General features: G+C 39.7%; 9 protein-coding genes, 2 pseudogenes and 1 other annotated feature. Of the genes and pseudogenes, 10 read left to right on the top strand and 1 reads right to left on the bottom strand.

Annotated elements, in window-relative coordinates; translation table 11 throughout:
- Nucleotide 1 precedes the first annotated feature (1 nt).
- The 7 genes and pseudogenes from GPA07_RS14175 (at nucleotide 2) to GPA07_RS14145 (ending at nucleotide 7,932) form a co-directional block, all read left to right on the top strand.
- Nucleotides 2-997, top strand: coding sequence for an ABC transporter ATP-binding protein (locus GPA07_RS14175; RefSeq protein WP_157293160.1), 996 nt, complete (start codon nucleotides 2-4; stop codon nucleotides 995-997).
- Between the two features lie 82 nt (nucleotides 998-1,079).
- On the top strand, nucleotides 1,080-2,714 hold the full coding sequence (locus tag GPA07_RS14170) for a peptide-binding protein (protein WP_157292848.1): 1,635 nt from the start codon (nucleotides 1,080-1,082) through the stop codon (nucleotides 2,712-2,714).
- 208 nt (nucleotides 2,715-2,922) lie between these two features.
- Nucleotides 2,923-3,874 (top strand): annotated as a pseudogene (locus tag GPA07_RS14165) (ABC transporter permease).
- 33 nt (nucleotides 3,875-3,907) lie between these two features.
- Nucleotides 3,908-4,808: pseudogene (gene opp4C / locus GPA07_RS14160) on the top strand (oligopeptide ABC transporter permease).
- Nucleotides 4,809-4,924: 116 nt separating this feature from the next.
- Entirely contained in the window at nucleotides 4,925-5,677 is a 753-nt protein-coding gene (locus GPA07_RS14155) for an SAM-dependent methyltransferase (RefSeq protein ID WP_008355293.1), read from the top strand.
- A 152-nt stretch (nucleotides 5,678-5,829) separates the two neighbouring features.
- Nucleotides 5,830-7,107, top strand: a complete 1,278-nt coding sequence (locus GPA07_RS14150; RefSeq protein WP_008355295.1) for an MFS transporter — start codon at nucleotides 5,830-5,832, stop codon at nucleotides 7,105-7,107.
- Between the two features lie 72 nt (nucleotides 7,108-7,179).
- Nucleotides 7,180-7,932, top strand: a complete 753-nt coding sequence (locus GPA07_RS14145) for a YjbA family protein (RefSeq protein WP_008355296.1) — start codon at nucleotides 7,180-7,182, stop codon at nucleotides 7,930-7,932.
- A 35-nt stretch (nucleotides 7,933-7,967) separates the two neighbouring features.
- Here the strand turns inward: GPA07_RS14145 and trpS are convergent, their stop codons facing one another.
- Entirely contained in the window at nucleotides 7,968-8,963 is a 996-nt protein-coding gene (gene trpS, locus GPA07_RS14140; RefSeq protein ID WP_008355298.1) for a tryptophan--tRNA ligase, read from the bottom strand.
- A gap of 53 nt (nucleotides 8,964-9,016) precedes the next feature.
- Nucleotides 9,017-9,235, bottom strand: a binding site (T-box leader).
- A gap of 482 nt (nucleotides 9,236-9,717) precedes the next feature.
- On the opposite strand from trpS, the gene GPA07_RS14135 reads away from it, so the two are divergent.
- The 3 genes from GPA07_RS14135 (at nucleotide 9,718) to GPA07_RS14125 (ending at nucleotide 13,337) form a co-directional block, all read left to right on the top strand.
- Nucleotides 9,718-11,355 carry a peptide ABC transporter substrate-binding protein gene (locus GPA07_RS14135; RefSeq protein WP_071167783.1) on the top strand — a complete coding sequence of 546 codons (1,638 nt, stop codon included), beginning with the start codon at nucleotides 9,718-9,720 and terminating at the stop codon, nucleotides 11,353-11,355.
- Nucleotides 11,356-11,471: 116 nt separating this feature from the next.
- Entirely contained in the window at nucleotides 11,472-12,416 is a 945-nt protein-coding gene (locus GPA07_RS14130) for an ABC transporter permease (RefSeq protein WP_007499022.1), read from the top strand.
- A 3-nt stretch (nucleotides 12,417-12,419) separates the two neighbouring features.
- Nucleotides 12,420-13,337 carry an ABC transporter permease gene (locus GPA07_RS14125; protein WP_071167782.1) on the top strand — a complete coding sequence of 306 codons (918 nt, stop codon included), beginning with the start codon at nucleotides 12,420-12,422 and terminating at the stop codon, nucleotides 13,335-13,337.
- Nucleotides 13,338-13,348: the final 11 nt, after the last annotated feature.

The raw sequence follows: 13,348 nt of genomic DNA, 5'->3' as shown, positions 1-13,348 counted from the left end.
CATGACAAAACGATCCGAGAAAGAAACCATTCTGGAATTAAAAAATATACGAAAACACTTTCCGATCAAAGCTGGAGTGTTGCAAAAGAAAGTAGGAGCTGTCAAAGCGGTTGACGGTATAGATCTGAAAATTTATAAAGGCGAAACGTTAGGAATCGTTGGGGAGTCTGGATGCGGTAAATCCACATTAGGGCGCACAATGATTCGCTTATATGAGCCAACAGACGGACAAATCCTTTTTAAAGGGCAAGATATTTCACATGTATCTGAATCAAAACTCAGACAATCAACAAGGAAAAACATCCAAATGGTTTTTCAAGATCCCTTTGCATCACTCAACCCTAGAAAAACACTTCGAAGCATCATCAAAGAACCCTATAAAACACATCACTTATATTCCTTAAAAGAAAGAAATGAAAAAGTAGAACAGCTTTTATCCAAAGTTGGCCTTCACCCAAGTTTTGCGAATCGATACCCGCACGAATTCTCCGGCGGGCAAAGGCAGCGGATCGGCATCGCTCGAGCGCTTGCCATGAATCCCGAGATGATCATAGCGGATGAGCCTGTTTCAGCACTTGATGTCTCCATTCAGGCTCAGGTCATTAATTTGATGGAAGAGCTTCAGGAGGAATTTGACCTGACCTATTTATTTATCTCTCACGATCTAAGTGTCGTTCGGCATATTAGCGATAGAGTCGGCGTCATGTATCTCGGCAAAATGATGGAGCTTGCGGATAAGCACAGCCTGTACGACGATCCGCTCCATCCATATACACAGGCGCTTCTATCTTCAGTTCCAGTCACCCGTAAAAAAGGCCAAGTGAAAAGAGAACGGATTATGCTGCAAGGGGATTTACCAAGCCCTGCGAATCCGCCAAAAGGCTGTGTATTTCACACAAGATGTCCGTATGCGAAAGAAGTCTGTAAAGAAAAAGTACCAGAATTTCAACAATTAAAGACGAATCACTTTGTTGCCTGTCACCTCTACGACGCTTAATCAGCTAGTATGATCTCAACTTTGAGAGGGGGGATGAAACGGGCTTCTGTCATCATTTTTAAACAAATAGGGGGAATTGTCTATGAAAGTAAGAAATAGAAAGTCCATTTTGGTCAGTTTACTGCTGATCTTTACACTGATCCTTACTGCTTGCTCTAGTGGAAATAAAACGTCAGGAGACAGTGAAAAGAAATCCACAGGTAAACCGGTACAAGGCGGGGATCTTGTCATCGGTTCAATTGCAGAGCCTACATTATTTAACTCGCTATATTCAACGGATGTAGCAAGTTCTGATATTGAAGAAAGAATTTACAGCTTCTTACTTCAAACAGACGGAAAGCTCAACCCGCAGCTATCGCTGGCAGAAGATATTAAAGAATCTGATGACGGCAAACAGTTTGATGTGACCATTAAAAAAGGCGTGAAGTTTCATGATGGCGAAGAACTGACTGCTGATGATGTTGTGTTTACATACAGCATTCCAATCCATAAGGATTACAATGGGGAGCGTGGATCAGGCTTTGAAGTATTAGAGTCTGTTAAAAAGACTGGAGATTACTCGATCGAATTCAAGCTGAATAAAAAAGATCCATATTTTTATAATGTCACCCTAGGAAGCTATGGCATTTTGCCAAAGCATATTTTAGGTGATGTGCCTGTGAAGGATCTTGGCGAAAATGAATTTAACCGAAAAAATCCAATCGGTTCAGGTCCATTTAAATTTGCCGAGTGGAAAGAAGGAGACTACGTCAAACTAGAAGCATTTGATGATTATTGGGATGGACGTCCTTATCTTGATACGGTCACCATTAAAACCATTCCTGATCAGAATGCAGCCATTGCCCAGCTGTCAGCAGGCGATATTGATTTCTTTGCTGTACCGGGATCAGAACTGCAAACAGTTGAAAAAATCAGCAACGTCAAAATCGAGTCTGATCTAGGATTGAATTATTCCTATATTGGCTGGAATCACAAAAACGAACTTTTCAAAAGTAAAAAAGTCCGCCAAGCTCTTACACATGCCATTGATCGTCAAACGATTGTTGATCAAGTGTTAGAAGGAGACGGGAAAGTAGCCAACATTCCGGAAAGTCCGCTGTCATGGAACTATCCAAAAAATGAAAATGTCCCAGTTTTTGAATTTGACCAAGAAAAAGCGAAAAAGATGCTGAAAGAAGAAGGCTGGGAAGATACAGATGGGGATGGCTATCTTGATAAGGATGGCAAAAAATTCTCCTTTGTCTTGAAAACGAACCAAGGAAACAAGGTCCGTGAAGATATTGCTGTCGTTGTACAGCAGCAGCTCAAAGAAATTGGCATTGAAGCAAAGCCACAAATTGTAGAGTTTAGTGCATTAATCGAACAAACCACACCGCCAAAATGGGATTATGATGCTCTATTACTTGGCTGGAGCTTAGCGACATTCCCTGACCAATACAGCATCTTCCATTCAAGTCAATCAGAAAAAGGCTTAAATAACATTTGGTATAAAAATGAAGAAGTCGATAAGCTGCTAGTTGATGCTAAGAACTTGAGTGATCGAAAAGAGTATTCGAAGGCGTATGAAAAAATTTATGAGCTGATTGCAGAGGATCAGCCCTACACGTTCCTTTATTATGCCAACTCACATCGCGCTATGCCATCTAATCTACAAGGCTACTCTTACCACCCGAAAGATGAGTATTACCAAATCGAAAAATGGTGGATTGAACAGTAGATGATGAGTGAAGAAGGGGAGGTTTCTCCCCTTTCAGCATGAAGAATAAACCCTCGCATTCTTTGTCAGTCCTACGCACCAGTGCTCGTCCTTCCTAGACTTTCAAGGTTTACTATCACGCTGAAAAGAAGAGAAAGGGCTAAAATAAAGATCATTTTAGCCCTTTTTCATTATAGTATGGCCATCCGATGAAAAAGGAGTTGTGCACATGGTTACATATATCATTAGAAGGACACTTCTTTCCATTCCGATTTTGTTTGGGATTACGATTTTGTCCTTTGCCATTATTAAAGCAGCACCCGGCGATCCGATGTCACTCATGATGGACCCTACCATTAGTGCCGCAGACAGGGAAGCCTTTATTGATAAGTACGGCTTAAATGATCCGGAATATGTGCAATATATGAAATGGCTTGGCAATATGCTTCAAGGTGACTTTGGCACATCCATTGTAAAAAAAGGAACACCCGTGGCGGATTTGATTTTTGCCCGGCTGCCAAATACCCTCATCCTCATGATCTTTTCTACATTAGTTGCCCTGATTATTGCCATCCCATTTGGTGTTCTTTCAGCAAAACGTCCGTATACGAAGCTTGACTATGGCATTACAGTTACATCATTTATCGGACTGGCTATTCCAAATTTCTGGTTTGGCCTAATCCTCATTATGGTTTTATCTGTGAATCTAGGGTGGTTTCCGACCGGTGGCGTCGCTACCTTAAATGCAGATTTTAATATATTTGACCGGCTTCATCATATTATTTTACCAGCCTTTGTGTTAGCAACGGCTGATATGGCAGGGCTTACGCGTTATACAAGGTCGAGTATGCTTGATGTGATGCGGCAGGACTACATTCGCACGGCAAGAGCGAAAGGATTCAGAGAGAACAAAGTCATCTTCAAGCATGGGCTAAGAAATGGTTTGATGCCTGTCATTACGATCTTCGGCCTCATGATTCCATCCTTTATTGGCGGCGCTGTGGTAGTGGAGCAAATCTTCACATGGCCGGGTCTTGGAAAACTATTTATCGATTCTGCCCTTTTCAAGAGATTACCCTGTGATTATGGCAATGACCGTGATTTCCGCAGTGCTCGTGGTTGTTGGAAACTTAATAGCGGATATTCTCTATGCGATCGTTGATCCGCGTATAGAATATTAGAAGGGAGCTGAAGCACAATTGGCACAACCTAATATGGGGACACCTCCTGTTGATCTCAAATTAAAAGAAGGCCTTCCGCCAAAACCAGAGACGATGCTTCGTTTATTTTGCGAGAAATTTTTCAAAAATAAATTGGCGGTTGTCGGCTCCGCTATTTTATTGGTCATTATCTTTTCGGCTATTTTCGCCCCAGTGATCGCACCTTACGCACCGGAACAGCAAGACTTATTGAAACGGCTACAGCCTCCAAGTGCAGAGCATTTTATGGGGAACCGACAAGTTTGGCCGAGATATTTTTTCAAGGGTACTATACGGGGCGAGGGTGTCTCTATTGGTTGGTTTCGTCTCAGTAGTCGGAGCCATTACCATTGGTACCGTCGTTGGGGCGGTAGCGGGCTATTTTAAAGGCTTTGTCGATTCAGTGCTCATGAGAATGGTTGATGTGGTGTTGTCAATTCCAGATATTTTTCTTTTAATCACGCTAGTAACGATTTTTAAACCGGGTATTGATAAATTGATTTTAATCTTTGCATTGACCGGCTGGACAACAACGGCCAGGCTCATCCGCAGTGAGTTCTTATCACTTCGCACAAGAGAATTCGTACTCGCAGCAAGAACGATCGGAACGAAAAACCATGTCATCATCTTTTCGCATATTTTACCGAACTGTATCGGTCCCATTATTGTGTCTGCTACATTAAAAGTCGGTTCTGTCATTTTAGCTGAATCAACGCTTAGCTATCTAGGATTCGGCATCCAGCCTCCAACGGCGAGCTGGGGAAACATGCTTCAAGATGCACAAAATTTCTCCATAATGGTCCAAGCATGGTGGTATCCACTGTTCCCAGGGTTACTGATTCTACTTACCGTTTTATGCTTTAACTTCTTAGGTGATGGACTAAGAGATGCCCTAGATCCTAAAAAATTAAAATAATATGACATACTTAAGTAACAAAAAATGTATATTTATATCAAAAAAGGTTGAAAAAGGAAATTCAATATAGTACCATAGATTTAAAGTAAATAAGAGATTGAGAGGGGAGCTCCTTATTGTCTGCTAAAGTGGAAAAACCAATTTCAGATGATGGTACAAACTTTTTTGGTTTCCAGTATAAAGAGATTTACTCACGTCTTTTATCTCAAAATGTGGATGTGGAAATTGACTTCATTCAAAGAAAAATTCTGCAAAACTATAATCATCCACACATTTTAGATTTTTGTTGTGGACATGGAAGACACCTGCTTCAACTTTGGCAGGCAGGTTTTCAAATAGATGGACTGGATATTAATCAAGATTTTTTGGCGTATATTGAAAAAGAGTCAAATCACCAAGTGACAACATTTTTAGAAGATGGAAGAGACTTTCATCCCCCTAGAACGTATGATGTTGTGCTTAATATGGAAACATCAATTGTCTATATGTCAGATGATGAGAACATGAAAATGCTCAGGTCCATGTATTCATGTTTAAATGAAGGTGGGACATTACTTCTTCACCTTGCAAATCGAGAATTTATAATTAAGTATTTCCATCCACTTATCTGGTTTGGAGACGAAAAGACAGGCTATGCCTTAGAAAAAAGACAGTTAGATATAGTAAACAGCACTATTAAAATAGAACAAACAAGGATAGTGAATGACAAAACAACCAACCATGTCATCAAAATGAGGTTATATAGTGTAGCTGAAATTACAAATATGCTAAAAGATGTTGGTTTTATCGTCAAACATATTTATGGAGATTTTGAAGGTAATTCATATAACGTAGAAGCTCACAACACGATACTTTTATGCACAAAATGAAGCATTAAAGGGGGTGAGTCCTATGAAAACAAACGTTATCATCATCATCACAAAATAATTGACATTTATATTCATTCTGAGAAGTGCGTGTTCTATCACACGCACTTTCTTACGTAAATAGTTCAGAAGAGAAGATAGAGAGGTTGATTTTATTGATCGCTATCCTGAAGAAGCCACAATTCCTTATGTTTTGTATGGCACAATTAATTTCCCGTTTTGGGGACGGTCTTACAACTATTGTCATCCTTTATGTGGTTGGAACTACATCGAATGACCCGTTATTAATTGGATTTGTGTTATTTTGTCAATATTCACCAATGTTTTTCTTTGGCTTAATTGGTGGTGTTGCGGCAGACCGATTTCAAAAACATCATATTATGATTGCAGCCGATTTATTTCGGTCTTTCATATTAATAGGAATGATCTTTAGTTTAAACAATCCAGTGTATGTCATTACCCTCGTTTTTTTATCAGGTATAGGAAGTGCTTTTTTTTATCCAGCGCGCTCCTCGTATATTCCGGTTGTAGTGGGGGAAAAAAATATTTCAGAAGCGATGGGGGTTTCTCAAAGTATTTATTCCGTTATGCAAATTGCGGGTCCTGGAATTGCAGGCCTACTTCTTCTTTTCTTTTCACCGACAGCTCTACTCATTATTGATATTTTTACTTATAGTCTATCCGCATGTTTTATCTTGCTGACGGCTGTACTTGTGAGAAAGAACAATAAAGATGAGGAATCGAGTCCTTCAACTTCTAAAGAAAAACAGTGGACGGCGATCAAGCAAGGATTGAAAGTCGTATTTCAATCAGCACCACTTGCTTTTTTAATCCTTTTATTAACACAAGTCATGTTTATCGCAGGAATTTTTAATACCACATCTAACTCTATTTTGCTACAGGAGTTTCAAGTATCAGGTTTTCATTTTGGGATGATTGAAGCATTTTCGGGAATCGGAGCCGTCATAGGTTCCATTTTAGGTCCTTACTTGCTTGGAAAATTCAAACCTGGTTATATTTTAATGACAACGACGATCTTTATGGGAATTTGGATGATGGTCATCATACCGGTTGAGTTTCTAGAAGCACTGTTTGGGTTACCGCCAGTCTACCTTTGGGTTTTTGGTATCGGCTTAATGAATGCTTTCTTGAATGTGCCGATTAGCAGTTTATTTCTAGGGCTTACTCCAAATGCTTATAGAGGACGTGCAATGTCTATCTTACAAATGTTCTCTAACTTCGGTATCATACTTGGATTAATCATCGCCGGTATTTTTTCTAAATATATTGGTGTTATATGGATTACTGCCATTTCTGGCGGAGTATTGCTTGCTATCAGTTTATTGTCAATGAGGATGAAAGGTTTTGCGGCCTTATTAAATGTAACGAAAAAAAATAAAGACACTTCAACTGCAGCACAGCTTGAAGTTTAATAAAGTTGGAATAATTTCTCTATCCCTTGCCCATACTGTGGACAACAGTTTTTAAAAAGTGAGGGATTGGTTATGTTATTTCTTCATGACGTATGGGTGAATTGGTTTGAAGGGGAAGAGAATGGCTATAATGTATGCCATTTTCATGAGTGGCGCAAGGAGGACAGCGTGGAGCTGTTAGATCAAGTACCTTTACTTAAGGTGCAGAGTCCTTTGTTTGATTACATAGAGAATGATCTATCTGAGCTGCCGAAGACGCTGCTAGAATCTGTTTTTGAGAAATCATATATTCGCAAAAATCATGAACGGCGTAAATTAGAGTATTGCTTTGTGGTCACCGACGGCATTCGCATCATTGCAGTGGATACGATTGGGTATTCCATTCCTGTGAGAAAGAGCCGCTTAATCCCAAGGCAGGAGCAATTGGTGTATGAAATGGTGAAAGATGTGAAGGCGGAGGAATATGAATTTTCAACAGATCACCTTGAGTCGACGAAAGAGTATCATATTTTGTCATTGCCGCCGCAGCATATCAGCGGATTAACGAGAAAAGAAAGACAGCTGAAGCAGCTCATGTTTATGGCGCTTGATCAACTAAAGGGCCTTCAAAACCGGGCGGAAATTGCGTATTGGTATACGGAATGGAATCCGCGTATGTACAACCAGATCAAACGAATGTCTTTCGAGGAAATTTGGAACATGCTGTACAATGAAACCATTGATGGATGGTCTGAAAACCATTTGGCCTTCTGTGAAAAAATGATTAAAGGGCAGCCATTTTTCGAAAAGCTTTGGGAAATGGAAAACGAATCAAAAGTCAATTAGGAAAAAGCTTGCAGCGTGTTCAGCTGCAAGCTTTCTTATTTGCGTTTTCTGCCAAGGCCCATCGCATTCTCCATTTTTTTCAGCATTTTGTTTGCCGCGCGGTTTGCTTTTTCAGCACCTTCGTCTAGAATACGGTCAAGCTCGTCTGACTCAATGAGTTCATAGTATCGATCTTGTATCGGTTTTAAAGCATCTATCACAACTTTCGCAAGATCTCCCTTAAACTCACCATAGCCTTTGCCTTCGTATTTTTGCTCAAGCTCCGCAATTGATACGTTACCCAATACAGAATAAATTGTCAGCAAGTTGGCAATTCCAGGCTTGTTCTCTTTGTCATATTTGACGACGCCTTCTGAATCAGTCACAGCACTTTTAATTTTCTTTTCAAGCTGCTTTGGTTCATCTAATAAGGTAATGAAGGACTTTTGGTTCGGATCGGATTTGCTCATCTTTTTCGTTGGGTCTGTTAAAGACATGATCCGAGCGCCTTCTTTTGGAATTTTCACTTCAGGTACAGTAAAGATGTCGTTATACTTTCGGTTAAAGCGCTCAGCAAGCGTTCTTGTCAATTCCAGATGCTGCTTTTGATCCTCACCGACAGGGACTAAATCAGTACCGTATAATAAGATATCGCCAGCCATTAATGGCGGATACGTTAACAGACCTGAAACGACAGCTTCTTTCCCGGCGGATTTGTCCTTAAATTGAGTCATTCTTTCTAATTCCCCAATATAAGCGACACATTGAAGCATCCATCCTGCCTGGGCGTGGGCAGGTACCTCTGATTGGATAAACAATGTTGCTTTTTCTGGATCAAGTCCAACTGCCAAATAAAGTGCTGCTAAGCTTCTAATATTTTTGCGAAGGGCTAAGCGATCTTGACTTACTGTAATCGCATGCTGATCGACCACGCAAAAGTAGCCATGATAGTCATGTTGTAAATCAACAAACTGTTTCATTGCGCCAATGTAGTTCCCTAATGTCACAGAACCACTAGGCTGAATGCCTGAAAAAATCGTCTTCTTTGTCATACTAAAACCTCTTTTCTTCAATATAAAAAGGCCCACCCGTCACTTTTCAACAGAAAAGGGACGAATGAACCGCGGTACCACCCTTGTTATTTCAATCAGAAATCACTCAAGACGTTGATATCGGAGACTGCTCCGTCTAAGCCTACTAACTTTAGCAAGTGTTCGGTTAGCTGCTCCAAAGCCCATTCCATACATCCCATTATCTGCTTACACCAGCCGCAGACTCTCTGTAAATGGTGAATCTATGTACTCTTCTTTTTCATCGCAACAGTATGTCTATCTATTATAAAGGATGACCATGAAAAAGTCACGAAGCCTGTATGTGACCTTCTCATCATGTCGTTAGACACTTAAAATTTTAAATAAAAAAGTAACTATCTGTCAGAAATTTTTAAAAAAGGATGATTAATTATATGTATAAAACATTATTCCTGTTGAATTTGTTAAATTGTTTTAATCAATTTACGCTTTAATTTGTTGAAGTAATTGAGACTTTAGTTTATAAAAATCCCTCTTTATCCCCATTTACGTTTTTTAAAAATATGTGAAATTGATATTGCAATAAATTATTCTATTCATTATAATGAATTTGTTCACACGTTTGTGCTAGGCTCTTTACATAGTGAAAATTCAGAAAAAACAAAAGAAATAGAAAGTGAGCCTTTTAGGGACTTTTTTACGCTATTTCTTAAATCTGAATCTCATCTTCTATCGAGACCTTTGGACTAAAAACATATTATAAGGGGGAATACAGTTGAAAAAGCGTTGGTCAGTTGTTACTTTAATGCTTACTTTCACACTTGTATTAAGCGCTTGTGGTTTCAGCGGAAACAAATCAGGCGACAGCACGAGCAGTTCTGGAAAGGCTAAAACAACATTAAATGTGAATATCTCCACTGAGCCTTTTTCTCTACATCCGGGATTGGCAAATGATTCAACTTCAGGAAGTGTCATCCGTCAGACGTTTGAGGGATTAACAAGAATTAACGCTGAAGGTAAGCCAGAAAACGCAATGGCTTCTGATATCAAAACAAGTGCGGATGGTAAAACTTACACATTCACACTTCGTGATGCAAAATGGTCTAATGGTGACACTGTCACAGCAAAAGATTTCGAATATGCTTGGAAGTGGGCATTAGATCCTAAAAATGAATCTCAATATGCTTACCAGCTTTACTATATCAAAGGTGCTGAAGCAGCTAACAAAGGGGAAGCAAAAGTTTCTGATGTTGGCGTTAAAGCAAAAGACGACAAAACGCTTGTAGTTGAGCTAGAGAACCCAACACCGTTCTTTACTGAACTAACTGCATTCTATACGTATATGCCAATCAACCAAAAAGTGGCTGAAAAGAATAAAAACTGGTACACAAATGCTGGTGAAAACTACGTATCTAACGGACCATTCGTTCTTTCTAAATGGAAACATGGCGGTTCTATCACGCTTGAAAAGAACAATGAATACTGGGATAAAGATACTGTAAAACTGAAAAAGATTAACATGTCTATGATCAAAGATACAAACACTGAGCTTAGCATGTTCCAAAAAGGCGAGCTTGACTGGGCTGGTTCTCCAACAGGAAACCTTCCAACTGAGTCTTTACAAAAATTGAAAAAAGATGGCGGTCTTAAAATTCAAACGATCGCTGGTATCTATAACTACAAATTCAACACAGAAGTAAAACCTTTAAACAATGCAAACATCCGTAAGGCCCTTGCATACTCAATCAACCGTCAAGCGATCGTTGATAAAATTACGCAAGGTGAACAAGTTCCAGCGATGGCAATCGTTCCTCCAACAATGGACGGATTCACTGATAACAAAACAGGCTACTTCAAAGATCATGATGTAGCAACTGCTAAAAAACTTCTTGAAAAAGGTTTGAAAGAATTAGGTTATAAGTCAGTTTCTGATCTTCCAACATTGAAACTGTCTTACAACACAGATGAAGCCCACCAAAAGATTGCACAAGCCATTCAAGAAATGTGGAAAAAAGATTTAGGTGTAAAAGTTGAACTTGATAACTCTGAGTGGAACGTTTATATCGATAAACTTCACAGTGGAGATTACCAAATTGGACGTATGGGCTGGTTAGGTGACTTCAACGATCCAGTGAACTTCCTTGAGCTCTATAAAGATAAAGACGGTGGAAACAATGACACTGGATGGGAAAGCAAAGAGTACAAACAATTATTGAATGATTCTGCGAAAGAAACAGACAAAACGAAGCGTGAAGAATTGCTGAAAAAAGCAGAAGAAATCATCATCAACGATATGCCTGTAGCGCCAATCTACTTCTACACTCAGCTTTGGGTACAAGATCCAAAACTAAAAGGTGTAGTAGTATCTGGACTTGGTGATGTTCAATACAAATGGGCACATTTCGAAAAGTAAGAGTTATAGTGTAAGAGATCTACGGCAAGGATCTTAAGGTATATGGAGGATGTCTCTCCATATACCTTTCTTGCTGATTAGAGAAAATGTTGTAAAATCATGGAGGTGCAATTCCGTTGCTTAAATATATCGGTAAGCGATTAATATATATTTTAATCACACTGTTTGTTATTGTAACTGCAACTTTCTTTCTCATGCAGGCAGCACCTGGTGGTCCATTCTCTGGAGAGAAGAAACTTCCTGCTGAAATTGAAGCAAATCTAAACGAGCACTACGGATTGGACAAACCTTTATTTGTTCAATATGTAAGCTACTTAGGTTCAGTTGCAAAATTAGATTTTGGTCCCTCATTTAAATATAAAGGACAAACCGTAAATGACTTAATCAGTTCTGGATTCCCCGTTTCCTTTACCCTCGGAATTGAGGCAATTCTCCTCGCATTAGCATTTGGTGTATTGTTTGGGGTCCTTGCAGCGCTCTATCATAACAAGTGGCAAGACTATACAATTGCCATTTTAACGATCTTTGGAATTTCAGTTCCAAGTTTCATTTTAGCGGCGCTACTACAATATGTTTTTGCATCTGAGGCAAGCTTTTTAGCGATTTTCCCAGTTGCAGGATGGGAGTCTTGGGCAAGCACCGTACTACCTTCTATTGCACTTTCCTTCATGCCAATGGCATTTATCGCTAGACTTGCACGGTCAAGTATGCTTGAAGTACTAAACAGTGACTACATTAGAACGGCTAGAGCAAAAGGTTTAACGAAATCAGCTGTTACGATCAAACACGCCATTCGAAACGCATTGTTACCTGTTATTACATACATGGGACCAATGGCAGCTTCAGTGTTGACAGGTAGTTTTGTCGTGGAGAAGATTTTTGGTATTCCTGGTCTAGGCTCTCACTTTGTTACAAGCATTACAAACCGTGACTACACCGTCATCATGGGTGTCACAGTCTTCTACAGTATTATTCTATTAGTCAGTATTCTAGTCGTTGACGTCCTCTATGGTATTATCGATCCTAGAATTAAACTGACGAAGGCGAAGAAAGGGGTCTAACACATGGAAGAGTTGAAAAAAGATCTATTTGTGCCTGCGACAGCTAACGCAGCGGAATCTGAAAAAATTTCTAAACCTAGTCTATCTTTATGGAAGGATGCCATGCTTCGCTTCCGTGCAAATAAACTTGCAATGGTTGGGCTCGCAATCATCTTGATCATTGTGATTCTGGCGATTTTAGTTCCTATATTCTCCAAATATGATTATTCGACGACTGATTTGCTTAATGCAGACCAGCCGCCTTCAAAAGAACATTGGTTTGGTACTGATGATTTAGGACGAGATATGTTTGTTCGTACATGGGTAGGGGCGAGAATTTCGATCTTTATTGGTCTTGCTGCAGCTGTTCTTGACGTCATCATCGGTATTATTTGGGGAAGTATCGCTGCATTCAAAGGCGGCCGTACAGATGAAGTCATGATGCGTATTGCGGATGTTTTATGGGCAATTCCAACACTATTAATGGTGATTTTAATGATGGTTGTTCTGCCAAAAGGATTATTAACGATTATTCTCGCCATGACAGTCGTAGGCTGGATTAACATGGCACGTATTGTTCGGGGACAAGTTTTACAATTGAAGAGCCAAGAATACGTTCTTGCAGCACAAACATTAGGTGCGAAAACATCTAGACTTTTATTTAAACACTTGATTCCAAACTCAATGGGACCAATTCTTGTCACAATGACATTAACGATTCCTTCTGCTATTTTCACGGAAGCATTCTTAAGCTATCTAGGACTTGGTGTACCAGCTCCCTTAGCCAGCTGGGGAACAATGGCTTCTGACGGAATTCCGGCCATGACGTATTATCCGTGGAGATTATGGTTCCCAGCCGCATTTATCTGTATTACAATGTTTGGTTTTAACGTGGTTGGAGACGGACTAAGAGACGCTTTAGATCCGAAGTTGCGTAAATAAGGAGTGATTAG

Source organism: Bacillus sp. ms-22 (assembly GCF_009759805.1).
Classification (GTDB): domain Bacteria; phylum Bacillota; class Bacilli; order Bacillales; family Bacillaceae; genus Bacillus; species Bacillus xiamenensis.
This window is presented reverse-complemented; position numbering and strand designations above follow the sequence as displayed.